This is a genomic window from Microbacterium sp. NPDC077184 (genome assembly GCF_040687055.1).
Taxonomy (GTDB): Bacteria; Actinomycetota; Actinomycetes; order Actinomycetales; family Microbacteriaceae; genus Microbacterium.
Map to the genome: position 1 here is coordinate 131,577 of NZ_JBFBMM010000008.1, position 25,885 is coordinate 157,461.

General features: G+C 66.5%; 20 protein-coding genes and 1 pseudogene. 9 read left to right on the forward strand and 12 right to left on the reverse strand.

Annotated elements, in window-relative coordinates:
- A pseudogene (locus AB0O93_RS14260) lies at positions 1 to 602 on the reverse strand (hypothetical protein); the annotation flags it as partial.
- Positions 603 to 685: 83 nt separating this feature from the next.
- Positions 686 to 1,687 carry a hypothetical protein gene (locus tag AB0O93_RS14265; protein ID WP_363344455.1) on the reverse strand — a complete coding sequence of 334 codons (1,002 nt, stop codon included), beginning with the start codon at positions 1,685 to 1,687 and terminating at the stop codon, positions 686 to 688.
- Between the two features lie 556 nt (positions 1,688 to 2,243).
- On the opposite strand from AB0O93_RS14265, the gene dnaB reads away from it, so the two are divergent.
- The 3 genes from dnaB (at position 2,244) to AB0O93_RS14280 (ending at position 6,032) form a co-directional block, all read left to right on the forward strand.
- Entirely contained in the window at positions 2,244 to 3,617 is a 1,374-nt protein-coding gene (dnaB, locus tag AB0O93_RS14270) for a replicative DNA helicase (RefSeq protein WP_053546751.1), read from the forward strand.
- A gap of 229 nt (positions 3,618 to 3,846) precedes the next feature.
- Entirely contained in the window at positions 3,847 to 4,890 is a 1,044-nt protein-coding gene (locus AB0O93_RS14275; protein WP_171024262.1) for an ImmA/IrrE family metallo-endopeptidase, read from the forward strand.
- The gene (locus AB0O93_RS14280) at positions 4,887 to 6,032 is read left to right on the forward strand and encodes a hypothetical protein (protein WP_138174616.1); all 1,146 of its coding nucleotides are present in this window, start codon (positions 4,887 to 4,889) and stop codon (positions 6,030 to 6,032) included. The genes AB0O93_RS14275 and AB0O93_RS14280 overlap by 4 nt, the downstream gene beginning before the upstream one ends.
- Here AB0O93_RS14280 and AB0O93_RS14285 read toward each other — a convergent pair.
- The 3 genes from AB0O93_RS14285 to AB0O93_RS14295 all read right to left on the reverse strand — a co-directional run bounded on the left by AB0O93_RS14285 (position 5,983) and on the right by AB0O93_RS14295 (position 7,438).
- Complete coding sequence (locus tag AB0O93_RS14285) at positions 5,983 to 6,621, reverse strand: hypothetical protein (RefSeq protein ID WP_171024261.1); 639 nt, start codon at positions 6,619 to 6,621, stop codon at positions 5,983 to 5,985. The two genes, AB0O93_RS14280 and AB0O93_RS14285, sit on opposite strands and share 50 nt — an antisense overlap.
- Entirely contained in the window at positions 6,611 to 6,937 is a 327-nt protein-coding gene (locus tag AB0O93_RS14290; protein WP_138174612.1) for a helix-turn-helix domain-containing protein, read from the reverse strand. The genes AB0O93_RS14285 and AB0O93_RS14290 overlap by 11 nt, the downstream gene beginning before the upstream one ends.
- Positions 6,938 to 7,114: 177 nt before the next feature.
- A complete protein-coding gene (locus tag AB0O93_RS14295; protein WP_138174610.1) occupies positions 7,115 to 7,438 on the reverse strand; it encodes a hypothetical protein in 324 nt (107 codons plus the stop codon).
- Between the two features lie 281 nt (positions 7,439 to 7,719).
- Here AB0O93_RS14295 and AB0O93_RS14300 point away from each other — a divergent pair, with 281 nt between their 5' ends.
- The 6 genes from AB0O93_RS14300 (at position 7,720) to AB0O93_RS14325 (ending at position 14,829) form a co-directional block, all read left to right on the forward strand.
- A complete protein-coding gene (locus AB0O93_RS14300; protein ID WP_363344458.1) occupies positions 7,720 to 8,442 on the forward strand; it encodes a TnsA-like heteromeric transposase endonuclease subunit in 723 nt (240 codons plus the stop codon).
- Positions 8,439 to 8,750 carry a hypothetical protein gene (locus tag AB0O93_RS14305; RefSeq protein ID WP_138174608.1) on the forward strand — a complete coding sequence of 104 codons (312 nt, stop codon included), beginning with the start codon at positions 8,439 to 8,441 and terminating at the stop codon, positions 8,748 to 8,750. Before AB0O93_RS14300 ends, AB0O93_RS14305 begins: the two co-directional genes overlap by 4 nt.
- A gap of 60 nt (positions 8,751 to 8,810) precedes the next feature.
- The gene (locus AB0O93_RS14310) at positions 8,811 to 10,946 is read left to right on the forward strand and encodes an integrase (RefSeq protein WP_363344460.1); all 2,136 of its coding nucleotides are present in this window, start codon (positions 8,811 to 8,813) and stop codon (positions 10,944 to 10,946) included.
- Positions 10,943 to 12,100, forward strand: a complete 1,158-nt coding sequence (locus AB0O93_RS14315) for a TniB family NTP-binding protein (protein WP_138174604.1) — start codon at positions 10,943 to 10,945, stop codon at positions 12,098 to 12,100. The genes AB0O93_RS14310 and AB0O93_RS14315 overlap by 4 nt, the downstream gene beginning before the upstream one ends.
- Complete coding sequence (locus AB0O93_RS14320) at positions 12,097 to 14,187, forward strand: TniQ family protein (RefSeq protein ID WP_138174602.1); 2,091 nt, start codon at positions 12,097 to 12,099, stop codon at positions 14,185 to 14,187. Before AB0O93_RS14315 ends, AB0O93_RS14320 begins: the two co-directional genes overlap by 4 nt.
- Before the next feature lie 252 nt (positions 14,188 to 14,439).
- Positions 14,440 to 14,829: a hypothetical protein gene (locus tag AB0O93_RS14325; protein WP_175987719.1), complete on the forward strand. Its 390-nt coding sequence runs from the start codon at positions 14,440 to 14,442 to the stop codon at positions 14,827 to 14,829.
- A gap of 153 nt (positions 14,830 to 14,982) precedes the next feature.
- On the opposite strand, the gene AB0O93_RS14330 is transcribed toward AB0O93_RS14325, so the two are convergent.
- From AB0O93_RS14330 to AB0O93_RS14360, 7 genes are all read right to left on the reverse strand, one after another.
- Positions 14,983 to 15,618 (reverse strand): metallophosphoesterase, encoded by a 636-nt coding sequence (locus AB0O93_RS14330; RefSeq protein WP_171024259.1) that lies wholly within the window; start codon positions 15,616 to 15,618, stop codon positions 14,983 to 14,985.
- A gap of 80 nt (positions 15,619 to 15,698) precedes the next feature.
- Positions 15,699 to 16,160, reverse strand: coding sequence for a zinc ABC transporter ATPase (locus tag AB0O93_RS14335; protein ID WP_138174597.1), 462 nt, complete (start codon positions 16,158 to 16,160; stop codon positions 15,699 to 15,701).
- 128 nt (positions 16,161 to 16,288) lie between these two features.
- Positions 16,289 to 17,494 (reverse strand): Wadjet anti-phage system protein JetD domain-containing protein, encoded by a 1,206-nt coding sequence (locus AB0O93_RS14340; protein ID WP_138174595.1) that lies wholly within the window; start codon positions 17,492 to 17,494, stop codon positions 16,289 to 16,291.
- Positions 17,491 to 20,901, reverse strand: coding sequence for an SbcC/MukB-like Walker B domain-containing protein (locus tag AB0O93_RS14345; protein ID WP_363344465.1), 3,411 nt, complete (start codon positions 20,899 to 20,901; stop codon positions 17,491 to 17,493). Before AB0O93_RS14345 ends, AB0O93_RS14340 begins: the two co-directional genes overlap by 4 nt.
- Complete coding sequence (locus AB0O93_RS14350) at positions 20,901 to 21,566, reverse strand: DUF4194 domain-containing protein (RefSeq protein ID WP_138174591.1); 666 nt, start codon at positions 21,564 to 21,566, stop codon at positions 20,901 to 20,903. Before AB0O93_RS14350 ends, AB0O93_RS14345 begins: the two co-directional genes overlap by 1 nt.
- A complete protein-coding gene (locus tag AB0O93_RS14355; RefSeq protein ID WP_171024258.1) occupies positions 21,563 to 22,999 on the reverse strand; it encodes a DUF3375 family protein in 1,437 nt (478 codons plus the stop codon). The genes AB0O93_RS14350 and AB0O93_RS14355 overlap by 4 nt, the downstream gene beginning before the upstream one ends.
- 242 nt (positions 23,000 to 23,241) lie before the next feature.
- Positions 23,242 to 25,809, reverse strand: coding sequence for an AAA family ATPase (locus AB0O93_RS14360; protein WP_138174587.1), 2,568 nt, complete (start codon positions 25,807 to 25,809; stop codon positions 23,242 to 23,244).
- Positions 25,810 to 25,885: the final 76 nt, after the last annotated feature.

Here is a 25,885-nt window from a genome sequence, read left to right on the forward strand (position 1 = left end):
CCGCCGGTGGTGGTGGAGTCCACCGTGGTGGCGTCGCCGATCACGGAGAGGGCGTTGCCGCCAACCGTCACGGGGGCGTCGACGGCGACGATCCCCTGCGTTCCGCCGAGGATCGAGTCCGTTCCGTCCGTGACCCCGACCACCGGAGCGTCGGCGACGGGTTCTGCCGCGGGCGCCTCCTCGGCGACCGGTGCCGCGGGTGCGGCATCCGTCTCGGTGGCAGCATCGACCGTCGTGGCATCCCCGAGGACCGACACGGCATTGCCGCCGACAGTGACCGGAAGATGGACGTCGATGATCGCCTGCGAGCCGCCTCCGACACTGTCGTGACCGCTGGTCTCGGCCACGACCGGCGCCGGTTCGGCGGCGGGTGCTGCGGTCTCCGCGTCGACCGACGTCGCGTCGCCGATGATCGAGAGGGCGTTGCCCCCGATCGTGACGGGGAGATCGACGTTCAGTACGGCCTGGGTGCCCGAAAGCAGCCCGTCTTCGCCGGTCGTGTCTCCGAGAAGGTCGACGGCGTTCGCCGCCGCGCCGCCAGCGAGGGTGATCCCGCCGGCCAAGAGCGTGCCCCACAGGGCGCGCGTGAGCATGGTGTTCATGGGTGTCTCTCCTGAAGTGTGACTGATCTGAGCGCGCGAATGCGCGAGGGATGCGTGCCGCAGCGGGTGCGGCTCAGCGCGGCTCAGTCAGGAGAGACGTCGGTGGCGTGAGGCGGCGCCGGTGGTGTCGCGTGATTCTCGAGCCGGCCACGTCGCACCCAGGCACGGTGTGCGACGAGCGGCCCGAGCGCCGCGAGGGCCAGGGCGCCCGGACCGGTGCCACCCGGTCCGGATGCTGCCGCCGGGAGGCAGAGGCCTCCGGCGAAGAAGGACGTCGTGGGGGAGGAGTCTCCGCCCGGTACGACGGGTGCCGCCGTCTGGACGGCGGCGGAGATCGCGCCGGAAGAGGCGAAGGCGAACGTCACGGAGGGCATCGACGAGGAGACCGGCGCGCCGCTCATGAGCGGCGAGGCCTCGACGGGCAGCGACTCAGCGCCGGAACTCGGGACGTCGACCGTGCCCGCACCGTTCGTGACGTCCTCCGCGACCGGCGGAGTCGTCGGCGCCGGAGTGACGGGATCGATGTCGGGGGCTGCAGGCGCGACCGGCGGAAGACCGACGGATTCGCCGACGTCGGAGACGGTGCCGACAACCGAGCCGAGCGTCCTGTCGGCGGTGGTGCTCAGATCAGTGACGGCGTCATCCGCCCCGATCTCGGTGACGACGGTGCCCACGACAGGAACCTCGGTCACGAGATCCACGACCGGTGTGGTGATCGACTCGACGACGCCTCCGGTGGCGACTTCCGCAACCGGCTGCACGATCGGCTGGGCTACCTCGCCGACCGTCTCCACGACCGCGGAGACGGGCTCGGCGACCGGCGCGGGGGCGACCTCGACGGCAGACTCCGCGACTCCGCCCACGGTGCCGCCGACGACGTCGATGGTGCCCGTCACGGCGTCTGCAGCGGAATCAACGACGCCCACCACGGCACCCAGAAGTCCAGGGCGATCGCGCTCATCCTCGGCGGCATGTGCGGAACCGGAGGACCACACCAGCGAGATGACCATCCAGGCGAGCGCGAGGAAGCAGCCGGCGAGTACCAGGCGGAGCGTCCTCGACAGAGTCGAGTGCGTCGCTTCCACGTTCACCTCCTGAGACGGATGCGCGTCGCGCGTCGCGAACACGACGCGGTCGAGAGGGTGCCTGGATCGGCGACGTTACTCGCGGTGATGTGCGTTGTCTATCCCTCTCCTCTGAAAAGGGGGAAGGAAAGGGCCGCTGCGGGGGTGTCCGCCCGCGAGTCTCCATGCTCGTGAATGCAACTCGAGGCGTGTGTCGGGCGTGTCGATTTGTACACAGGTCCACACAGCACATCAAACCTTAAACTCATGCTTCAACCCGGTGTTTCTCCACAGGCTGTGAAAGAGAAAAGCCCAGATCAGGGCCCTCCTGTGATGGTGAGAGGGAGATATCCACGGGTTTTGTCCACAGGTGTTGTTCACAGGCGCGACGGCGTTTCCCGCATGTTCTCCACACAGTTATCCACAGGGGTGTTTGCGGATGTCGGACCCCCTTCATACCGTGGGGTTCGGTCATCGAGGCACGCCGTCCCGGTGGCCTGCTCGCTTTCGCGGCTCGCGCGAATCACCGTCTCCGCTCCACCACCCGCATCCCTTCTCGAGGAGGACGACAGCGCACATGTCGATCGCAGACATCTCGGAAGAGCGACTGGGCGGACCCCGAGAGTACGAGCGCACGCCTCCCCACGACCTCGTCGCTGAGCAGAGCGCGCTCGGCGGCATGATGCTGTCGAAGGATGCCGTCGCCGACGTCATCGAGTCGCTCCGCGGCACCGACTTCTACATCCCCAAGCACGAGGTCATCTTCGAGGCGATCCTCACGCTCTACTCGCACGGCGAGCCGACCGACGTCGTGGCCGTCACAGACGAGCTGATCAAAGCCGGCGAGCTGCAGCGCGCCGGGGGAGCGGACTACCTCCACACCCTGACCTCGATCGTCCCGACTGCGGCGAACGCCGGCTACTACGCCTCGATCGTCTCCGAGCGCGCGCTCCTCCGCCGTCTGGTCGAGGCCGGCACCCGCATCGTTCAGATGGGATACGCCGGGCAGGGCGAGGCGCTCGACCTGGTCAACACCGCCCAGGCCGAGATCTACTCCGTCACCGGCGCCGAGGCGGTCGAAGACTACGTCCCGCTGAACGTCGCCGTCGACGCGGCCGTCGAAGACATCGAGGCCGCTCGCGGTCGCGACGGCCAGATGACCGGCATCCCGACCGGATTCTCGGGACTCGATGCCCTCACCAACGGCCTCCACGGCGGCCAGATGATCGTCGTGGCCGCCCGTCCCGCAATGGGTAAGTCGACCCTCGCGCTTGACTTCGCCCGCGCGGCGTCGATCAAGGCGAACCAGCCGACGATCTTCTTCTCGCTCGAAATGGGTCGGAGCGAGATCGCCATGCGCCTCATGAGCGCCGAAGCGGCCGTCCCGCTGCAGAACATGCGCAAGGGCACGCTCGACTCCCGCGACTGGACGACGATCGCCTCCGTCCGCGGCAAGATCAACGACGCCCCGCTGTACATCGACGACAGCCCGAACATGACGCTCGTCGAGATCCGGGCGAAGTGCCGGCGGCTCAAGCAGCGCGTCGGACTCAAGATGGTCGTGATCGACTATCTCCAGCTCATGACGAGCGGCAAGCGCGTCGAGTCGCGTCAGCAGGAGGTCTCGGAGTTCTCGCGTGCGCTGAAGCTGCTGGCCAAGGAACTGCAGGTGCCGGTGATCGCGCTGTCGCAGCTGAACCGTGGTCCCGAGCAGCGCGCCGACAAGAAGCCCGCCATCAGCGACCTGCGTGAATCGGGTTCCATCGAGCAGGATGCCGACATGGTGATCCTGCTGCACCGTGAGGCGGCCTACGAGAAGGACAGCCCTCGTGCCGGCGAGGCCGACCTGATCGTCGCGAAGCACCGAAACGGTCCGACCGACACGGTGACCGTCGCCTTCCAGGGTCACTTCTCGCGCTTCACCGACATGGCCGTCGGCGACTTCGGCTGACTGTAGGTTCCACGTGAAGATGGCCGTTTCTGTGTCAACTTGGCCCGCACTTGGCCATTCGGCCAAGTGCGGTGGATGGATTTGGCATCGACGTGATCGGGCGGCTCATCTCCGTCGACCCGGTCTGGCGTGGGGTCGCGGTCAGAGTGGGCTGTTCACATCCAACACGCGAGAATATTTCTGCACATGGATCGCGCGATTGTCGGAGGCGCTGACTAAGATGGGAGTCATGGCAGAGTTTGCTTCTGATCGCCGGACCGGCCGGGTGATGCTCGGCACGGTCCGAGTTGCGCGTGGGTGGACGCAGGGTGCGTTGTCCGAAGCCACGGGGATCTCGCAAGCGGTGCTGTCGAAGGCGGAATCCGGGCTGGTGGAGTTGGACCCCGACCGCCTGGAGAAGCTGAGCGGTGTGCTGCGTGTTCCACCGGTGCTGCTGACGGTCCCGGTGGATGAGGGAGCGGCGCCGTATGTGTTCCATCGCAAGCGCTCCACGTTGCCCCTGTCGGTGGCGAACCGGTTGCGGGCAGAACTGGAATTGCTGCACTTGCAAGTGACGGGGCTCGTCGCGGGAGACACGCCGGTGCGGCTGGTGCGGCACCCGCTTCCGCCCGATGGCTTCGATACTCCGGAGGAGATCGCGCAGGAGGTGCGTGCGTCGATCGGTATCGCGTCCGGTCCGCTGGAAGACCTCGTGCGCTCGCTGGAGGATGCCGGGGTTGTGGTGGTGAAGCGATCGTTGGGGTCGGAGCGGATCGATGCGATGGTGAGCTGGCCGGAAGGACAGCGACCAGTGGTGCTGCTGGGAGATCACATTCCGCCGGATCGGCAGCGGTTCTCGCTGGCGCATGAGCTTGCGCACGCGGTGATGCATCAGGTGCCGTCGGAGACGCAGGAGTCTGAGGCGGATCGGTTCGCGGCGGAGTTCTTGATGCCGGCGCAGGATGTGCGCATGGATCTGGCGGCGGCACCGGTGACGATCCCGGGCTTGGCACGGTTGAAGTCGAAGTGGCGGGTGTCGATCGCGGCGCTGCTGCGGCGTGCGGTGGATCTGGATGTGATCAGCGAGGGCCGTTACCGGCAGTTGAACATCGAGCTCTCCCGCGCCGGATATCGGAGCGTAGAGCCGGTAGCGATCGCCGAGGAACATCCTGGTCTGATCGACCGGGTGGTGCAGCAGCGGCTGAATGAGGGTGAGAGCGTCGCAGAGCTCGCGCGCGACGCGTTCCTGGTTCAGGACGAGTTCGAAGACCTTTACGTGAGGAGCGCAGCATGACCGATCGGGCCAACATCGAGGTGGTCGACAGCTCTCTGGTTTCGCGGACGACGCGTGAGTCGCTCGCCGGTGCCACGCTGGTCGAGCGCACTTTGGGCGGGCGAGTGTTCACGATGGCTGGCGGTGAGACGATGCAGACCGCCCCGCACGTGAACATGGAACACGGCGGCATGGTGTTGTCGGGGCCGACGGCTCTTCAGACCGCCTGGCGCCTGCGGGCGCGGCATCAGGATTTGGTTTTCCTTATCGAGCCGACTTCGGTGCTCGCTCCGGCGACGGCCGAGCGCCCGTTGATTATCGATGAACCGGTGGATGCGCTCATCGCGCCCACGGTGGAGGAGACTCTCCAGGCGCAGCGCGATGCAGGCGCGGCGGTCGCGGTGATCCCAGCGGGGTTTGTGGACGTCGCAGACCCGGGGGCGCTTAAGGCGGTCCTCGCGGCTGCGGACAATATCGACCGCGACGACGTGATCCTCCCGTTGGCCGTCCATCAGAAGTGGTCGACGCCGGATCACATCTCGCAGTTGATCGCGGTCGCCGCGCGGAGCCGTCATCCGGTGGCGTTGGCGCTGGGAGCGAAGGCGGGTGATCCTCTGAATCTCAAGGGGGCGCCGGAGTCGTATCGCCGGTTCTTCGGCGAGGTGAAGGGTGCGGTGCCGTGGCGGGCGGACTTCGCTGGCATCGATGCGTTCGCGTCCGGCGCTCGCGCGGCCGTGATCGGGCAGATCCCGAGCCTGCGGCGCCTGCCGGTGCCGGGCAGCCGACCGTACTCGAGTCGCCCTGGTGATCGCACGCCGCACGTGCTGATGCCGGAGCTGATGCGATTCGCCCGGTCCAGCGAGATGCACCTGAAGTGGTTCGCCAGCGCGACTCCGTGGCCGTGCCCGTGTCGCCACTGTGAGGGACGCGCGGTGGACTCGTTCACCGGCTCCGATGAGGATCGGCTCCGGGCTCACCTGCACAATCTGGCCGCGCTGGACGAGATCGCAGGTATCGTCACCTCGATGGGGACCTCTCAAGTGGCACGGTGGTGGAATCAGCGTCTGGCGGAGGCTGAAGCGGAGCATGTTCGGCTCGCCCAGCACACGGGTGTCATGATCTCGATGCCGCCGACACTTGCCCGGTGGCGGTCGCTGAGCTGAGCGCCTGGCCGTAGATGCGCTCAGCGAACAGCCAGGAGGCGCCAGTGAACCGGGCGGGCTGGAAGGGCGCCGACGCGGCGACGGTCCGCTCGCCGTTGGCGTCGGCCACCGTAACGCCGACACCGTAGAAGGTTGCTTCGAGCAACAATATCTCGTCGAGCCGTCCAGAGGGGACGACGAGTCGACGACGCCCGTAGGGGGCGAATGTCGTCGCCAACTGCAGGGTGCTGCGACGGAACGGGCCGAACACCGATATCAGCCGCACCGTCACGGGAGGCTCCGCTCTTCGGATGAGAGTGGACTGGCTGCGGGCGACGGCGCGCTCTTCGGCGAACCCGCAGCGGACGGCTCGCCGAGCCAGGCGCCGCTCGTACGCATCGAGGCCCGCGAGGGCGGTGGGCTGATCGACGGGGAGCGTCAGCAGGAACCGCAGAGTGTCCAGGTCTTGTACAGACCCCGCCGCGTTTGTGGCGCGGCGGCGCTGGATCTCCGGGAGGTGAAGCTCGAGGTCGACGTGGACGCGATGGGCACCGGTTTGCCAACTCACCCCGGACGTCCCGGCGACGGTCGTGGAGGGGCTAGCTGTCATAGGGGCCTCCGATGCCCAGGGTGTCAGTCACCTCGGACGTGAGTTGAGATGCCGCCTGCCATACGAGATGGTCGCGACGCTGGTAGGCGAGGGTGCGTTCTCCCTCGAGATGGCCCACGACCTCGATGAGGCCGGCGCGTTTGAGTCGTGCGAGCATGCCGTGCACGATGCTCCCGGCCAGGCCCGTGGCCCGTTCGATGGCGGGAGCGTTGAACGTTGCGTCCGGTGCCTGCGAGATCTGCCACATCACGGAAAGCATGTGCTCGCTGCCGAAGACCGCCTTCGACAGCTCGGCCGCGCGGGCAAGGGTTGGCACCTACCCAGTCTAGATCAAATTCAAGATTCATGAAACATGGAGAACGCACCAGTGTGTGCTCTGGACGCCGCACCTTGCGAATTCGGCAGCGGTGGCACGTGGTGGCGCGACGCACGTCGAACACGTCGCTCACCGGTCGTCGCGACCGAGCTGTGGGTCGATCCGGGGCGCCGTGGGTTAGCTGGCGGCTCGATGCTGCGGGATCTCGGGCGCAGCTTCGGCGTACTCGCGGGCGGCGCGCATGTAGGGGTTGTCGCGGACCTGGTACAGCGTGGTCTTCTCCCCGGGCACACGGCCCAGGTACTCGATGAAATGCCTGGACTTCAGCCTCTTGATGAGCGGGTGGATGATCCCGCCGGGCAGTCCGGTGGCGTCGATGATCTGCTTCGGGGAGAACGGTTCATCGCCGTGCCGGGTGATCTCGACCAGCACGGTGTGCATGTAGCTGTTCCCGAAGAGCGCTTTGGAGTCTTCGGGGGCAATCGGGTGGATCGCCGTCATGCTCCGAGTGTCTCATATGCGTCGGACGCCGCCGACTGGTCGGCGGAGGTTTGTTGTGTATCTGACAGGCGCAACATCGAGCTTGGTAGTGAATGTGACATTTACTAGTGATTAGCTGTTTAGTGATTTAGTACAAAGCTGCTCACTTCTTTCTGTGGCGTCGGTGAGTTCCGCTGCGCGGTCGCGGGGCAACAGCATGTGTTCATGCGCACGCACCGCTGTCAGGTTCCGACCGGGGACACGGGCGATGGTGAGCTGCGGGCCGGGGAGCCGGGTCGGGGATGATCGCGGTGGCGTCGACGATCCGGATCCGTATGATGCAGGATCACGTCGACGTCGTTTCGCTGCCGGATGCCCGGTTGGGGGTGTTCGCGGCGGCGGTGCCGTGGCGTGAGTTCCGCTGGTACCGCAAGCAGCGTCACTTCTCCGGCTCGTACTGGTCCGCGACGATGCAGGCGCCCGTGGGGTACGAGTCGCGGCTGGAGTACGCGAACCTGCTGCTGTGCGACTTCGACCCGCGAGTGGACTGGATCCTGTCCCAGCCGTTCCTGATGGAGGGCGACGATCACGGCACGACCCGCAGGCACATCCCGGACTATCTGATCTCGCACACAGACCGGTTGGTGTGCGTTGTCGATGTGAAGCCGGCGGCGAAGCTGCAGGTCCCGGCGGTGCGGGACTCGCTGGACTGGACGCGGCGGGAGGTCGAGGCGCATGGCTGGGAGTACCGGGTGTGCTCCGAGCCCGATCCGGTGCTGCTGGCGAATGTGCAGTTCCTCGCCGGGTACCGGCGCAGCTTCCAGTTCGATCCCGGGCAGGTCGATGCCGCGGCGACCGTGCTGGGAGCCGCTGTGACGTTCGGGGAAGCGGTGCGTGCCGTGACTCCGATCGCGGGAGAGCAGCGGTTCGCCCGTTCCCTCGTGCTGCACCTGCTGTGGACACAGCGTTTGCGCACGGACCTGTCCCACCTGTTGAGCACGACGAGCGTATTGGAGCTGACATGAGCGCACGAGACGACCTTCGACCTGGCACTCCCTCCCTGCTCTTCGAGGAGGCTGGCCCGGAGCGGTCGACGAGATCGGAGCGCGACCGCGAGGCCGACACGGCGCGAGCATGCGAGGCGCTGGGCATCCCCGTGGCCCTGCCGGTGCCCCCGCAGTCACCGAGAGCGGACAAGGAAGCGGCAGCCCAGCTGCTGCGCGCCGTTGAGGAGTACCTGCGGCAAGTGCTCGGTACGCGCGTCGTGCAGCCACCGGCGCGGCATCTTCGCGTGACGGCGGAGAGCGGCTCATCCCTCCGTGACACGGCCTGAGTCCCGGCACCCGATCCCCGACTACTCACTTTGAGAGGAAGCATGATGATGGATAGCTGGATGCTGCGACCTGGGATGGACTTCGTCTACGACGGGGAGGCGTGCACGGTCGCGGAGATCGCTGACGGGGCGGTGATCATCCGCGACCGCACGGGCCGGCACCGCCGACTCCGGATGGTCGACGTGCTGCGCCCCGCCGCCGAGGGCGGCAAGGCCCACATCCCTGGCCACACGCGGGAAAGGGATGCTACTCCGCTGGGGGTGCTGTGGGCGGACGCTACCGACTCCGCGAAGGCACGCACCATGGAGCGCGCCGACCACGTCCGCGAGGTGCTCACCGGATACAAGTCCGGCACTCCGCAGATCCCGCGGGAGGGTGAGCCGCGCCTGGAATACCACCCGCAGCACAGTCTGCGACAGCGGACTGCGGCGAAGGCGACCGAACTCGGGAAGGGCGAACGGACCGTGCGCCGCTGGGTGGCGCAGTACCGGGAGTCCGGGGAGGCGGGCCTGATGGACTACCGGTCCTCCCAAGCCGGAAACGCGCTGACCGGGTTCGACCCGCGGTGGATCGCTACCGCGCAGACGGTCCTGGATGAGCAGACCCCCGAAGCGAAGGTCTCCAAGAAGATCATCATCGACCGGATCAATGCACGCACCGAGCGCGTCCACGGCCCGGGGACAGTGAAGCGCCCCTCGCGCGCGAGCGCGTACAACGCGCTGGCTGAGCTGGATCGAGGCCGGGCCACATTCACCGGCCCCACCAAACGCAAACGGTCGACCGCGAACCGACCCTCCGCACCCTACGGGCGGTTGTCGGCGGTCCGGCCGGGCGAGTACGTGCTGATGGACACCACGCCGCTGAACGTGTTCGCCGTCGCCCCGGTGACCGGGAAATGGGTGTCAGCGGATCTCACGATCGCGATGGACCTGTACTCGCGGTGCATCCTCGGACTGCGGCTCACGCCGGGTTCGACGAAATCGATCGACGTCGCCGGGGTGCTGATGGAGGCGCTGCAACCGTTTGATACGCCCACGGATTGGGGCACGTCCGCTCGCTGGCCGTACCACGGTCTGCTCGACACGCTGCTGGTAGACCCGACCCGTACGAAGGTGTCCCGGTTCACCCGCGCCGGCATCCTGCCGGAGACGCTGGTCGTCGACCACGGCGCCGCCTACCTGTCGGAGCATCTCACCAGCGGGTGCGCCCGGTTGGGGATCTCGATCCAACCCGCCCGGATCTACCAGCCCACCGACAAGAGCCCCGTGGAACGATTCTTCCGCACCCTCGACGACCTGCTGCAAGAGCTGCCCGGCTACAAGGGCGCGGACGTCGCCGGACGCGGCGAGGACCCCGAAGCAGAGGCCGTCTACACGGTGCCGCAGCTGGAGCAGATCATCCGGGAATGGGTAGCCACCGTCTACCACCTTCGTCCCCACAGTTCGTTGGAGGATCCAAACCTGCCCGGGGTAAAGCTCAGCCCCGCGCAACGATACGAACAGGGCCTGGCTGTCGCGGGACAGCTGCGTCTGCCCACCGACCGGAACGTGCTGCTGGAGCTGCTGCCGGTGGTGAAGCGGCAGTTCAACCACTACGGGGTGGAGATCCACAAACTCCGCTACACCGGCGAGTCGGTCGCGAAGTACCGCAACCGGGCCCGGTCGATCCACCGCGACAAGGGTACGGAGTGGCCATTCTTCGTCAACCCCGACGACCTCACCAGAATCTACTTCCACGACCCCGAGGACCACACCTGGCACACCCTCGAATGGGAGCACAAGGGCAGCTTCGACACCCCGTTCAGCCTGGACGCGTTGGAGTACGCGAAGAAGATCGCAATCCGGCAGGGTCGCCCCTCCCAGGTTGACGACGTCGCCGCGCAGCTGCTGGAGGACTGGGGCGCCGGCCGTGGTCTGACGCCATCGGAGCGGCGGATGAGCGCCCGGATGGCCGCACAGCTGAACGACAAGGAACCGGACCCGGACGGGGTGTGGTCGCTACGCACCGTGCAACGGATGCTCGACGCGGAACTGACCGCCTCGTCTGATCTCGGAACCGAGCTCACCGGCTCCGTCCGCGACCCGCGCCGACGCGTCGACACGCCCGAGACCGGTGATGATGACGACGAGGACGACATCGACGAGCCCACCATCCGCGGCGACTACCACTTCGAACCGATGGAGATGCTCCGATGACCAGCCCGACGAGCGCCCCGCAGCAGCCGCCCCGCCAACGGAGCCTCTCCACCTACGAGGGCTGGACAGACTTCGCCGAACGGCCTCCCCGCGCTCGCCCTGAGGAGCTCTCGCGCGCCCAGCTGGAGTCGTTGCCTGCTCGCGATCGCGTCGTCTACGACTTGGAGCGGCGGGTGTGGCACGCGAACATCCTGCTGCGCACACGGCAGGTAGAGGACATCGAACTGCAGCTGGCGGACATCCTCGACTCCAACCTGCAGGACTCCGACCGGGTGAAGTCAGCCGCAGCGATCGACGCCCCGCCGGCGCTCGGGAAGTCGACCGTGGTGAACAACTTCGGCCGCGTGTTCCACCAGCAGCGGATCGCGGAGGCCGGGGGATGGCTGGACGCGGACAGGGACGTGCGGCACCTGCCGGTGTGTCATGTGACGCTGACGGGGCGGCTGACGATCAAGGGCCTGCACATGATGATCCTCGGCTTCTACGCCCACCCCGCCACCGCCGGCATCCTGCACCGCTCCATGGCCGGCCGGGACCTGGCCCGGGCGGCGGCGGAGTGCATCGAACGGCATGACACCCGGCTGGTGATCGTTGACGACCTGCACTTCTTGAACATGCGCACCCGCGACGGGGTCGAAGTCGCCAACCAGCTGAAGTGGCTCGCAAACGAATACAACGCGACGTTCTTGTTCGCCGGCGTCGCCCTCCGCGCCCGCGGCCTGGTGGGTGAAGGGGAGACCGGCCGGGAGGCGGCGATGGCGCAGACCTTCCGCCGATGGACCGTCCTCGGGCTCAGCCCCTTCACGCTTACCCACAAGAGGGGCAGGGAGGAGTGGGACCGGCTGCTATTCGGCGTCGAACAAGCTCTCGTCCTCACCGGTGCTCGCCCCGGGATGCTGGTCGACCTGTCCCGGTACCTGTTCGCCCGCACCACCGGCAACATCGGATCCCTCATGGACCTGATCCGTCGCGGCGCGTCCCGCGCGATCCGCACAGGGCGGGAGGTCATCGATCGGGAACTGCTCGACGACATCCGCATCGATGAGGGCGCGGAGACGGAGCGCCGCGAGCTTGAGGCGAAGCTGGATCAGCAGCTGCGAAACCACCAGGCACGCCGCCGCAAGAACCAGGACGGCGAGGCGGCCGCCGCATGACCACGACGTCGACGATTTCCTATGAGGTGCGGGTGCTGCCGTTTCGGGTGCGGCCGCTGCCTGATGAGCCGTTCGACTCTTGGCTGGAGAAGATGGCGGCCACCTATGGGGCGACGATGAACGAGATGGCCTGCGCGCTCGGCCTCATCGAGCAGCAGGAGGGTGTGGCGGTGTCGGCGACCGCGTGGATGGCGGACAGTTGGGCCACCGCGCTGACTGATGAGCAGGCGTCGCGGCTCGAGGCGTCGACGGGCATTCCGGCGGATCAGTTCCAGGAGATGACGAGAATGCGGTTCGCGCACCATGCGATCCGGTACACCCGGCGGGGGCGGATCAGTTCGCAATGCCCGGCGGCGGGGACCGCGGGACGCTACTGCCCGGAGTGCCTGGTCGATTCGGGTGGCCGGTGGCGGATGTCGTGGCAGTTCCCGTTCGGGTTCGCCTGTTTTCGCCACCGCCGCCTGCTCGTGGACCGGTGCCCCGTGTGTGATCGTCCTGCCCGGTACCGTGCCCACCCGCTCGCGCTTGTTCCCGTTCCTGGCCGGTGCCACAATCCCGTCCAAGGGCCGGGACGGGGCCCGCAAGCGAACCGGTGTCGGGCCGACCTCACGGCCGACCCGACCCGCACTCCAGTGTCGCGGGCGGTCCTGGATGCGCAGCGGGCGTTGATGCGGATCGTTTCCACCGGCGGGGCAGGGTTCGGGATCTATGCGGAGGCGCCGCAGCCGGCGGTCGCGGTGCTGGAAGACACTCGGTTGCTGTCCCGTACCGCCCGGCACGCGATTGCCGCCGGCGATCGCCTCGACATCAGTCCGCTTGGTGAGGAGCTCGTGGCGCTGTTTAGGGCGAGCGAGGATTGGACGACGGCAGTACGGGCACGACCGGATTCTGCCGTCGGGGCCGCCGTCGGCACCACCCTCGCCGTCACCGCACTGGCGAAGCCGGGCAGTGTCGCCGCGCTGCTGCAGGGGCGGCTGGCTCAGAGTTCGTCGTACACGGCGCACACGCCGCAACTGCAGACCCTGATCGCGGCCGCGCTGGGGCGTCGTCGCCGGCCGACGGTGTTCCTGCAGTCCGCACCACCGTCAGGGGTCAGCCCGGTCGAACGAGCGCGAAAGGTACCGGCACAGTTGTGGGGCGAGTGGATCACCCGGTACGCGCCGCAACGGGTCGGCAGTGAGGTGGTGGCGTCGGCGTTGGCGGCGGCGGTGGTGTTCACGGGCACGAGGCTCACACACTCCGCCGCTCTTGCATTGCTCGATCCGCAGGCGCCGGCCCGCCAGGTGACCCATGTGATGCGTGACCTCGGTCGCAGCTCTCATGACGTGGGCACCCTGCACGCGATCCTCCGGCTGGCCGCGTTCCTCGATACGCATGACGTGCCCGTTGACTACGCCCGACGTCGCGCCCTCGACTACAGCGGGATCCTCCTCGAATCCCAGTGGCAGGAGGTGTGCCGGGTGGCGGGGGTATCGGCTGGGGGTGGACGACGATGGCGTTTGGCCCGGGCGCTCCTGCACCGGACACTGTCGGGGAATCCGATCCATTCGATCCCGCCGGAGTGGGATCAGGCAGGGGTGACCGCGCCGGCCGTCGCCCGCTTCGCCGATGGACTGCCGTCAGCGGTGCGGACGGGACTCGACCAGCTCGCCGCGGACTTCCTTCTCGTCAACGGCATCGATGAGCCCGTCACATGGACACCCGAGCCTTCGGACGGTGTCCCGGACGCGCCTGCGGCGTGGGCGCGGAGCCGCCCAGCACGATCAACGGCCGCGGACGTGATGCCTCCCGATGTGTTAGCGCGGGCGTATGCGGCGGGGGCGTCGACGTACGAGATCGCCGCGGACGTGAACGTGTCCCGGCAGACCGTGGGCCGCATCCTCGCCGACACGGGCACCAAGTCGCGTCGCGGACGACCCCCCACCTTCACCCTCGATTCCGATTGGCTACGCGACCACTATGAGACGCAAGGGAGGACTATGGCACAGATCGCGCACCTTGCCGGATGCAGCGAGATGACCATCAACCGGCACCTGCACGCCGCCGGCATCACCGTCCGCCCCCGCGGGAAAGCAGGGACGTCATGACAACTGAGAAGCGAACCTCCCGTCGGCTGCAGCAAGCCGCCAGGGAACGCATGAAGGCGACCGGAGAGAAGTACACCACGGCACTGCAAGCACTCATCGATGCGGCGCCGTTGCCGAGCACATCCTCGCCGACCGCCCCACGCGAGACACTGACATCCTCCCCTGGCGAGGATCATCCTTCTGACGACGCCCGCGCCCCTGGCTGGGCTCGGCGGCGGTATATCTGGGATGACCGCTGAGGGGAGCTGCAGGGTGGTGTCGAACGACGGTGAAGTGTACGAGAAGCCGTGGTCGGCACCGCACCTCGTGCCGCTGTTCACTGAACTCACCGCTGATGAGACAGCGCCGGTGTGGGCGCGCCGCGCCGTGAGGTTCATCCACCGCCACACCCGCGAGCGTGGTCAGCCGCCGACCTTCCGTGAGGTGTTCGCGGAGCTCGCCGCCCACGACCCCGACGCCGCGGAGCGTCAGGAGGCGTGGTCTTCGGCGTCGGTGCGGTACCTGACGATGGTGCACTGGCGGCGTCGCGGATGGATCCGCTTCCGACGGGAACCGCGTACCCTCCGATCAGGTCCCGCGGCAGGCGAACTGTTTACACTCGGGCCCACGCGGTATACGCCGACGCGGAAGTCCCGCGCCTAGACAGTCCCCGGGGGCGAGTCGGGGTGGGCGGAGTCGAACGCGCCGAGGAGTTCTTCCAGCGCGACCCGTAGCTCGTTGTAGCCCATCGTGTAGAACAGCGCGTCGGAGTTTGAGGTTTCGCTGCCGTCGAGGTCGGTAATGGTCTGGCGGGCCTCACGGATTGCGATGTCGAGCCATGGTTCGGCGTCTGGGAGGCCGCGGATCCACGCGTCGATTTCGGTGAAGGGGACGGGCGTGTAGCCGTGGGCGTCGACGCCGACGTGGAACTGGTGCCCGTTCGGTCCGTGGTCGCGGGCGTGGGTGTAGGAGTGGGATCCCGTCGTCCCAGCGCGGTCGATGGGTGGTGTGCCGATCCGACTCCTGCGAGTCGCCCTTGTATGGGTAGTGAGAAGCGAGGATCCGATACCCGCGTCGGGTGCCTTCGATGACCTCCGGCAGAATCGTCCAACCGGCCGCTTCGTAGAGCGCCGCGAACCGTTCGATCGCCTTCTTCGACTGCGTCGCCGGTGACACCCGGTCGTGGTTTCCGGGGACCAGGAATCGGCGGCCGTGCAGTTGCGCGGTGATACCGATCGATTCCTCGATCGGGCCGAGCGCGACATCTCCGAGGTGGAGCACCACCTCTGTCGGACTGACCGTTTCGTTCCAGCGGCGGATGAGTTCAGCGTTCATCTCGTCGACCGTTGCGAACGGGCGATCCGCGAGTTCGCTGATCCGCGCGTGGCTGAAGTGGGTGTCCGCGGTGACGAAGTCGACCTGGTCGAAGTCGAACCGCGGATACAGGTTCACGACGACGCCCCTCTCGCAGGTGATCGGTGTCTCGCATGATCTGGTGTCTCTAGCGTGCCAGTAGGCGACGACAGGTATCGCTAGAGCTCGTCGAGATCGATCCCGAACTTCCGAGCGACATCGGCGAGCGGGACGTCCGGGCTGTCGGCGGGACGTTCCCGGGCGATGCGGGCGATCTCCTCCGCCTCGGCCGCGTCCTCCACCGCGGCGATCGCCGCCAGCTGCTCGACCAGCACCTCGACGGGCGTATCGTCGGCGGTCGCGCGGCGTCGGATCTCGGCGGCGGCGTGGCCGAGGGTGTACATCCGCTCCCACGGGTGGTCGCCGTGCCGGTCGATGGCGACAGTGTCGCGAGTGTAGCTGCGCTCGTCGCCGGGGACGAGCCAACTTTCGGTGCCGTCCGAGGTGCGGAAGAAGTCGACGTAGCAGTTCCCGCACGGCATCCGGTACACGCCTGGCTCGGTAGGTGCGGATTCGCTGCTCCGCGCGATCATGTCGCGGATGATCTGTTCCCAGTCGGTGTGGTCGTCTGTGTGCGGCACGGTGGTTCCCCTTCCAGCAGAACAGAGCAGTCTGTCATGCCGATGACGCGGTGTCCACGGCATCGGGGATCAGAGCCCGTCCACGTCGGGGTGTCCTCGAGGTGGTCTGGGATGGTGCCACACGAGCGCTAATCGAGGACAGCGGCCTGGTCGATCGCCAGGTTGATGGTGGTTTGCGCTGTGTGCCATGGAATGCGTTCTTGTTCGAGGCGGAGCGGCGGCTGTCCAGCGTCGAGATATTCCAGCGCGGCACGTTCATCTTGCGTGAGGACTGGTTCGGGTGGGTCTACGCGACCGCTCGGGTCGGCGTTCGCGAGTGGTTCGAACTCCCGGACAGTGTCGGCGTGCATGAGTAGGGAGGCGATCTCGGGCACCCTAGCCCGGGCACGCGACAGCAGTGTGATCCCGGCTCGATCGAGGTCTCCCCAGTACCAGGTGCGTGCGGACCGCAGCCATGGGAGCGCGTCGAGCACGTCGAGAAAGTTGCCAAGCGAATGAATCACTACAAGCCCTGCTCGGTCCTCTATTGGCGTCGCGGCCTCCTTGTTCTCGATGATCAGGACGTCATCGGGGGTGAGGGGGAGGCCGGCGACTTCTTCGACGGGTGCTCGGAGTTGGCGGATGCCGCCCACGAGTCGGCGGTCGGCGGGGTCGGCGAGGATGACGTCGACGTGGTTCGGCAGTCGCCGCAGTCCGAGTAGATCGAGGTCGTTGATGTCGAGTTCAGGGTCGACGGCTTCTGCGCCAAGATCAGCCACCCGGTTGGGGATGTCGGTTCGAAGCAGGCAGATGACGATCGCCTTGTGCCGTCCCAGCCACTTGGTGTGGAGACCTGTGACAGGGACTTGGCGGGCGGTGAGCCCGGATGCGGGGTTGTTGCGGAACCATTCCACGACGCGCAGGAGCAGTTCGAAGTCGTAATCGTCGAGGTCGACAATGCGGGGCAGGATCGGCCGCAGCTGGTCGGTGGAGACGTCGAGGTCTGCCAGTTGGGGGTAGCGGGAAATCGCGGTCTGCCAGTGGTTAGCGGTCGCGGGGTCGAGTCCAGCGAGCGCTGTTGGCCCAGGGATGTCGATGTGTGTGTAGACGACCTGAGCGCCAGCGGCCGTGCGGACGGTCGCGGTTCGCAGGCTGGTAGCGGGGTGCAGGTCGTGCCAGGCACGCCACGCATGTAGCCACGTCCGGACGGCCTCTTCTTGTGCGGGGATGGTTGACGCGGTGGGTGGCTGGAGGGGGAAGGTGATCTGTTCAGGGGAGGATTGTGTGAGCCAGGCGCGCCAGGACGACTTGTAGCGGGTGGTGATAAGACGTTCAACGTCTGCGGGGCTCCTCACGCGGCTTCCTCGATACTGAGCGCTTCGCTGATCGTCATCTCGAAGATGCGCACGCCCTGCGGGTTGGCTGGGTCGGAGTTGATGTATGCGACGGTTTCCACGTGGGACTCGAACGCCGTTGCCTTCTCACGCGGCGCGCCGATGATGAGCTGGAACCCGAGCGCGGACAAGGCGGCGAGGGCCCGTCCGGTGTAGTCGCTATCGGCTTTGACAAATCCTTCATCGAGCACGATCGACGCGTAGGTGGGAGGGGCGTCCGTTCCTTCGCCCAGCCGATATCTCAGGGCTGCGCCGAGGATGAATGCGATGAGTTCCTGCCCCTCCCCGCCGCTCATCCCGGAGACACCGTCGTGCACGATTTCGACGCCGTCGGCTCTCTTCTCGATTGCCTTGAACTCGACGTGTTCGCGCGCGTCGAATACGCGGCGACGCCAGCTCTCGCCGGTTCGGGTGAGGTCGTCGAGGAGGGCCAGTTTGCGGCGCAGCCGGTTGAAGTCGCGTTCGATCTTCTCCGCGTCGCGTTCGATGGATTGGTGGAGGGTGTTGCTGGTGTACTCCGAGATCGTGGAGCGGAACTCGTTGAGCTCACCGCTGGGTTTGTCGGAGACGTCGATCGTGAGGGTGGAGTCGACGCGGAACGCCACACGCTCGAGAACCCTATCGATGGGGGCGAGGCCTCGGACGATTGAGCGGCGATCGTCATCGATCTGGACGAGAAGTCCTCGCAGCTGTGTGTTCATGTCCTGGTCGACCTGCTCGAGCCAGCGTTGCTTGGTGCGGGGGAGGTCATCGGTGAGCAGCTGGTCGTGAATGGAGAGCAGCGCCGGCAGGCTGTCGATGCTCTCGTCGATTTCCCTCTGGTTTCGATCCTCCAGGCCGCGGAATGCACGGATGGTGGCGAGGACAGCGGTCTCGAGTGCTTCGCGTTCCTTCCTGAGTGAGACGAGCTGGTTCTGCAGATCCGTGGCCGCTTGCCCGTAGCTGGCTTCGATTGCCGCACGGAGCGCGCGACCCGTCGCCGTCGTGACATCGACGGGAGGTGCGAGGAATCCGAGTGTGCCGGTGGCCTCGCGTTCGTCGGCGTCCAACACGGCGGAGTCGTCGATGAGAAGAGATGACTCGTCTTCCAGGTCGACCAGCACTCCCCACGCTGCGTTCAGAGTCGTGAGCTTCGTCTCGATCTCGCGTGCGTGCAGCTCCGACTCGGTCATTTCTGTTCGCGCGTCGTCCAGTTGCTTCTGGAGTTCGGTGACTTCGGGGGTGTTGGCCTCGGCGATCTCCTCTTGGAGCTGTCGCACCTGGTCGGCTGCAGGTGCCGTATCGATGGATGACCAGTCGAGTTCTTCGAGGAGTGTCGTGAGGCGCTGTGCCCGATCGCGTGCGTCGTCGCGTGTGGCTTGAGCGGTGTTGGACGCGGCGTCAGCGGGTGCCAGTTCCGCGGTAAGCGACGCGAGGTTCTGCTCAAGGTCGCGGCGTAGATCGGCGGTGTCCCAGCCGATGAACGAGTACCTCTGTACCGAGTCGTCCTTCGCGAACCGTCCGAATGCTGCGGTGCGCATCCCTGCGCGGGTGACGGCGCCGTTGAGGTGTGACGCACGTTTGGTGTCCAGATCCGAGTCGCGTTCCACGAGCTGGTAGGAGAATCGGTCGACGAGCTCGTTGAGTACCCACGGGGCGAACGGTGAGTCCGCCAGTTCGACAATCGCCGGTACGGTGCCGGGTACCGGCTCGCGCTGAGAGCCCTGTTCGCGAACGGGAACGAGCGACACGTGCATCCGGGTGTCATGCTCATTGATGAATCGCCGAACGGTGATGAAGTGTTCCTGATCGACGACGAGATCCTTGGCGACGCCGCGCAGAACACTGAAGACGGCAGCCTCCCATGATTGGTGCTCGGCCTTGATCTGGATGAGTTCACCGAAGAAATGCAGCCGGTCCAGCGGCACGTTGGTAGCTGCGGCGATGTCGGCGCGCAGCTGAGCCGCCTCGGGAGAGATGTTGGATCGTCGGGAGCTGAGTTGATGCAGCTCGTGTGCGACCGACTTCCGTTGTCCGGCGATCATGCCCGCGCGGAGCACCGCAGCCTTGGCCTCGGCGTCAAGAGCGATCTGTTGGGTCTCCAGTTGGGTGCGCATATCGCTGAGGTCGTCCTGCAGAAGCAACAGATCACCCTGCGAGGCGGGCAGGGTGCGGTCGAACTCAGATAGGCGACGGGAGACGGCTGCGCGGTGAATGCCGATCCGGTCCAGGTTGTGCTGGGCGGTGTCGAGTTGGACCTTGAGGAGGGGTGCTTTGTCTCCGCCGGCCGAGGTGAGGCTGAGCAGGAGGTTGTCGAACGTTGTCTTCGCGTGTGTCCTTCGCGTGTTCGCTGCCTGCAGATCTTCGTTGGTCTCTGCCGTCGTCAGGCGATTGTCATCGATCCGTGCGCGCAACCAGTCGAGGAGCTTGTGGGCGTGCCAGATCCGTAGGCGCGCGGGGGTCCCTTCGGCCCGCTCCAAGAGGAGTGAAGTCTTGCGTGTGTGGTCTTTGCCCGCGTGCTGGTACTTCTCGGCGAGCTGAGGGAGGCGGGTGAGGGTCTCCAGCTGGCGTCGGGTGGCTTCGTACTCGTCATACAGACGTGACGCCTCTCGGTACGCCTCGAGCGCGGTTCCCCACCGGTCGAGCGCGAGCGGCTCGGTGAGCACTAACTCCTTGAACAGCGCGTTGATGTTGAAAATGCCTTTGGAGGCCTGGGCGCGGCGCAGCAGGTGCATGGCAAGGCGCTGGGATTCGTCGGACTTGCCCATCTCCATCACGGAGCGCATCTTCGCGTGGATCTTGCTCTGTGAGGAATCGACGAGATCACCGCGGCTGGTGTCGATCAGGCCGCTGAGCGTCGTCTTGGTCAGGGGCGATGAGCCGGAGCGGACACCGGTGAGCCCGTTCAGGCGGTCCAGGTCGAAGTCGCCGGAGACGAACCCGTAGATCGTATTCGCGTTGATCGCGTCGGCGCCGGTGGTGTCGCTGGCAACCCATGCGAGTCGAAACACCGTGACCCGTCGGCCATCGTCATGAGCCCACGTGATCGCAGCGCCGCTGGCGAACCCGTTTGTGCCGGGTGGACGCACGTAGGTGGTTGTGCCGGAGCGTCGGTTCTCGTCACGCCGCCGGTCAGTGAGCCCACGCGCGTACGTGTATACGGTGCGCTCGCGCTTCTGGCCTTTGTCGTCGCGTGCGGCCTGGTTGAACTCTTGCGGGTTGGGAAGGATGACCGAGGCCATCGCATCGAGCAGGGTGGACTTGCCGCGTCCGGACGGTCCGAGGATCGCGGTGCCGGCACGTTCGACATGCATGACCTGTAGGTCGGAGTATCCGCCCCAGTTCAGGACCTGGACCTTCTCGATGCGGAACTGCCCATTGATTAGCATCAGGACTCCTCGTCAAGGAGCTGGGCTGAGTTTTCGGTGCCATTCCCGTCATTTGCGGTGGCGCCTGCCCCGAGCCGGTATGCCGCTTCCAGCCGCGTCAGTTCATCGACACCGACAAGAGGTACCACGACTGGCGAGATCGTGTAGAGGTAGTCGGCGTCAGGGTCCTGGTTGAGCAGCCGCAGATCCTGCAGCTGCCGGATGGCGGCGGTGACGCGACGATCGAACTTCGCCTGGTCGCCGTCGTCATCCTGGCGGTAGGCGCTAAGGAACTCGTCGATCTGAGCCCGGGTGACCACGACGAGCTCGTCCTGGGGGTCGGCGTGGGCGCACTCCTGGCAGAGAAAGATGAGCAGGAACGAGGCGTCGCGACTGAGCGGGCGATCTTTGCGGAGGATGCGGGGAGTGTCCTCCTCCATGATCTGCCGTTTGAATGCGACGCCGTGGTCGTGGTCGATCTCCAGTGTCAGGTAGAGATCTGCGAGGCGGCCGCGGATCTCTTCTTCATACCCACGCAGGATGTCCCACACGGCGCGATTCCTCGTCCGGGTGATGAACCGGTTCGTGAGAAGCACGACGAGCGCGCGGCGGGCACCGTCAGGGAAATCCTCGGGGGCGTCAGGCGCTAGCTCTCCTGTATCGGTGGTGCCGTGTCCGTCGCTCATTCGTGCTCACCGATCATGATGGGTGTGTCGAAGCGTAGATGGGGGAGCGCGACGTGGAGTGCACGTTCCTGCGCGGGCTGGAGTGCGACGCGATCTCTGATGTGGTCTGATACCTGGCCGTAGGTGATGGCTAGATCAAGGAGGGAGACGAGTGCTCCCAGCCGTCGGAAGTCTGGCGGCGTCGCGTCGAAGACTTCGCTGCCGGTCACCGCACCGCGCTCACGGATCAGCCGGTTCACGGTCCGGGCGACGACTCTCGGGCTCGTCCCAGCCGCCAGCCGCAACGCCTCACGATCCGCAGTCGGGAGGTCTGCGTGCGGCGAGATCGCGCGGACCTGAACCTCTTGAGGTCCCCGGTCGATCCAAAACTGGGTCTGGGAGATGTCGGTGGTGTCGATCGTTCCGATGCCGAGCACGTCGCTGTCGATCACCGCGGGGCCGGGGTGCCGTTCGACCCATTCGGCGCCGGCGCTGAGCGCCCGGTCAGCGAGGGCGAGGAGGCGCCGGTGCTTCTCGTGTGTGCTCCTGGTGAGGAAGCGCCGCAGTGACGAGGTCCATTTGACGTAGCTCTGCTGTACGCGAAGTTGCGCGGCGAGCAGGGTCGAGAACATCGTCTCGAGCTGCGCCCGCTCGGTCACAGTCATGTGCTCGCGGGCGAACTCCTGGGAGAGGATCTGATCGATGTCGTCCGGGATGGATTGGGCCTGCTTGGACGTCAACAGCCTCGAAAACCCTTGGTAGGAGCGGCCCTCGGGGGTGTCGCCGAGGAGGTCGTGCTCGTGGAGGTAGTCCTCGACGAGCTCTGCTTTGGTAGGACCGTCGGCCATCGCTCGTCGGGCGACTCGCTGGTGACGGTCCTCGACAAGGGTGCGCAGTTGCCGGAAGTCCGCAGGCAGCGTGCGGGTCATCGCCAAGATCTCACGCAGCTGCTGTTGCTGCTCCTCCACGGTAGACAGCCGGGTCCGACCAGACTTGATGTCGTCCCGCTGCTTCTTGAGCCGGGAGATCTCCCGATCGATCCGACGAACCTGCACGCGCCGGTCGGGGTTGGTCATATCCGCGAGCGTGTGGACGGCATGCGCGATGCTCTCTAACCGAGCCGTGGTGACAGTGGTTTCACCGTCGACGATCTCACGGACGAACTGCAGGGCTCGCAGCGAGTAGGCGGAGAGCCGGTATCGCAGGCGGCCAGCGTCCATCTCCGTTTCCAGCCACCGGTCCTCGACCCACTTTTTACAGTGCTCGGCGGGAGTACGATCTCCCGTCATGCTCGGCAAGGCGTCGATGGTCTCAGCGACCCGCTCATGGAACCACTCCGCGGAGACGGAACCATCGATGGTCCCCAGGTGGGTGGCGAACAGCGGCAGGACCCAGTCGCGACTGTATGCGCCGAGAAGACGAAGAGTCGGGTTGGTGTCGACGGCTTCAGCCAACTGCTGTGGTGTTGCTGTCAACGGGTCCCCCCTGCCGGCCTCAGGTGTCGCCAGTATCTCCTATACCGACGACACGGTGCCGCTTTGGCGGGCGGACGGGGGCTCGAGGAGGGCGAGGATGCGTGCGCCTGGGCACCCTCATCCGCCAGATGCCCTCGGCGGTATGTGGTCGGGGTCGGCAGCCCGGGGTACGTAGCGTTCTTGTCGAGGCCGGGGTCTCCTCCCACCCGAACGACGGCCAATCACGCGCCGGCGCTGAGGTACGCGGCTCTGGCCTCGCTCAACTCTGCCCAGTGCGCCTCGAGGCCGGCCAGAGTGGGGCTGACGTTCAGGGTGGGGAGCGGCTGGGAGTGTCCGTCGATGTAGCGGCAGGCTTCTTCGAACACGCGGTTCACAGTCTCGATAGCGGCAGGCAGGGCGGCCGTCTTGATGTTCGGTAGCGCGGTCATCCGCACGTTGGGCTGGTAACGCTGCGTCACCCCCTGCAGCAGCTCAGTTTCGGTGAACACCTCGCACCAGGCCCGGATCCAGTCGTAGCCGGTGCGTACGAGCGCGGCGCGCGCATCACCCTGCTGGGACTTGGCGGCCTGGATGGTCTCGTTGATGTTCTTCTTCAGATTGCTGATGCTGTCCCAGCGGGGCCCGGTAGCTCGGGTGACCTGCCCCTTGCCGTCCTCGTCGGTGATGTGGAAGTACGAGCATCGTTTGGACGCTGCCATCAGGTTCAGCAGTGTGGTGGCGAAGAAGATGTCGTGGGTGAACACGATCACCTGGGTCGTGTCGGCGAGTGCCGCGACACGCTGCGCGACCTCGTTGATGCGGCGATGATCGAGACTGGAGACCGGGTCGTCGAAGATCACCGGTGCGGTGATGCCGGCGAGGCGTGCTTCGGCGAGAAAGTCCGCCATCGCGAGAACCTTCTGCTCGCCCTCGGAGAGGACCTTCGACGGCTTGTGCTTGCCGGTGAGGACCTTGCGGCGGTGCGCTCGTCCCTGACGGCCCACGAACTCGACTTGAAGTTCGGGTGCACGGAGCGCGGTGCGTTCTTCGGCGAACAGCGCGTCGAAGCTTTCGTTGATCATCTGGTCGCTCGCGGTTTTGGCAAGGCCAGTGACCGCGCGTAGTAGCGCAGGCATGGGCTTGGCGAGCAGTGCGAGGCGGTCGGCTTGTTTCGCGTCGCGCACCTGTTGTTCGATGATCGCCCAGGACCGGGCGAGTTCGGCGGCAGCTTCGAGTTCGACCAGTTCCTTCTTCTTCTCAGCGAGTGTTTCCGCGCGCCGCGCGGCTTGTCCTCGCAGTTCCACCAGGGCGCCGCTGGTGGTCTCGAGTGCTTCGGTGAGGCCATCTGCGTCGGCGGCCACGTGAGCCAGGAGGTCGGCTGTGACGGGGGTGTTGTCGCGGAGGTGGTCAAGGAGCGCGGTGGCAGTGCTGAGCGTGCGTTCCAGCAGTGGCAAGAACACGGGCTGCGGGTTGCTCGTGGCGTGGTCGCGCGCGTAGGCGTCGACATCGCTGGTCCGGATGCCGAACACGGGTGAGGTCAGGGCGCTGAGCCGCCCCTTGGCGGCTTCGATGTCGCCGGCGATCTTTTCCTCGAGGAACTCGGAATACTTTCCGATCAGCGCCCGTGCCGGGTCACTGAGCGGTTGGCGGCAGTAGAGGCACCGGTCTGCGTCGTGCGCGTCGTGTGCGCTCAGGTGTGCTTCGTACTCCTCACCGGCCTGGATGAACCGGGTCCAGGTGTCGTCGGGGGCGGCGGGCAGGTCCGCCGCTTCGAACAGCGCCGCGCGGAAGGCTCGATACTCCTCCTGCAGGTACGCCAGGGCGGTGAGCTCGCTGCTGTACGTGGCGGGGCTGAACCGACCGAGAATCTGTGCGGCCGTGCTCGCCTCGGCTAGGACACGCTCGGCGCGTTGTTGCAGGGTGATCTCGGCGCTGATCGTGTCGGCCTCCAGCGCGGCCACGGTGCGGCGCAGTGTCCCGATGCGGGTATCAGCGTCGGTGTGGTGGTCGGCCATCGCCCTGAGCTGGTCCAGGTCTGTCGCGGCGCCGAGCGTCTCGATCAGCGGGTACACCGACGCCGCTCGCGGGAATCGGCCCAGCAGTCCTGTGGGGCCGGATCGCAGGTCGCTGATTGCCGCATCAATGCGGGCCTGGACGGCCTTGATTCCGGCGATGACGTGGTTGAACAAGGCAAGCGCGGCGGGGACGTACACATACTCGAGGTCTTCGTCGACATGGAAGCTCACCGATGGGCTGTCGAAGATCGAGATGCGCGTGAACGGGGCAACCCCCCGTTGCCCTGTCCAGGCGTACGTCTTCGCTTCCGCTCCGAGTTGGTAGCCGATCGTCGCGGACGGGGATTGCGGCGCCGTCGCCTCGATATCCCCGAGGATGACGTCCGCGGTGCGGCTGGCAGCAAGCGCTTTGAAGATTCTCGAGTACCCGGTCTTGCCGGTGCCGTTCTCACCGAACAGAATGGTGAGGCCCTGATGCGGTTCGATGACCCCACCACCGATCAGAGCGTTCACCCCCGCAACCTCTGACAGTGAGGTCACGGTCAAAGGTTCGAGCGCCTCGTCCTCCCCGTCGATCATCGCGAGCTGATCCTCGGTCGACAGTTCCCGGGCGTCCAGCGCCTTCTCTTGCCGGAACAGCGTGTACGCGTGGTCCTCTTCGTCGGAGTTGAGAGGGCCAGCTCCGGTGAGTACGACGCGCACGATGTACCGCACCCATTCGTCGGAACTGTTCGCCCACGCGCCAAGAAGCTGACGGGGGTCCACCCGTGTGTCCGCTTGCACCGCGTCCGTCATCGACCGACCTCCGTCGCGACAGCGGTGTCCATGGAACGCGCTGCTCACCGCCGACTCTATCGTCGCCCTGACAGGA

Bases quoted from the DNA above. Each gene is read 5' to 3' on its own strand.
- dnaB (WP_053546751.1), top strand. From the start codon at position 2,244: ATGTCGATCGCAGACATCTCGGAAGAGCGACTGGGCGGACCCCGAGAG.
- AB0O93_RS14275 (WP_171024262.1), top strand. From the start codon at position 3,847: ATGGCAGAGTTTGCTTCTGATCGCCGGACCGGCCGGGTGATGCTCGGC.
- AB0O93_RS14280 (WP_138174616.1), top strand. From the start codon at position 4,887: ATGACCGATCGGGCCAACATCGAGGTGGTCGACAGCTCTCTGGTTTCG.
- AB0O93_RS14285 (WP_171024261.1), bottom strand. From the start codon at position 6,621: ATGACAGCTAGCCCCTCCACGACCGTCGCCGGGACGTCCGGGGTGAGT.
- AB0O93_RS14295 (WP_138174610.1), bottom strand. From the start codon at position 7,438: ATGACGGCGATCCACCCGATTGCCCCCGAAGACTCCAAAGCGCTCTTC.
- AB0O93_RS14300 (WP_363344458.1), top strand. From the start codon at position 7,720: ATGATCGCGGTGGCGTCGACGATCCGGATCCGTATGATGCAGGATCAC.
- AB0O93_RS14305 (WP_138174608.1), top strand. From the start codon at position 8,439: ATGAGCGCACGAGACGACCTTCGACCTGGCACTCCCTCCCTGCTCTTC.
- AB0O93_RS14310 (WP_363344460.1), top strand. From the start codon at position 8,811: ATGCTGCGACCTGGGATGGACTTCGTCTACGACGGGGAGGCGTGCACG.
- AB0O93_RS14315 (WP_138174604.1), top strand. From the start codon at position 10,943: ATGACCAGCCCGACGAGCGCCCCGCAGCAGCCGCCCCGCCAACGGAGC.
- AB0O93_RS14320 (WP_138174602.1), top strand. From the start codon at position 12,097: ATGACCACGACGTCGACGATTTCCTATGAGGTGCGGGTGCTGCCGTTT.
- AB0O93_RS14345 (WP_363344465.1), bottom strand. From the start codon at position 20,901: ATGCTAATCAATGGGCAGTTCCGCATCGAGAAGGTCCAGGTCCTGAAC.
- AB0O93_RS14350 (WP_138174591.1), bottom strand. From the start codon at position 21,566: ATGAGCGACGGACACGGCACCACCGATACAGGAGAGCTAGCGCCTGAC.
- AB0O93_RS14360 (WP_138174587.1), bottom strand. From the start codon at position 25,809: ATGACGGACGCGGTGCAAGCGGACACACGGGTGGACCCCCGTCAGCTT.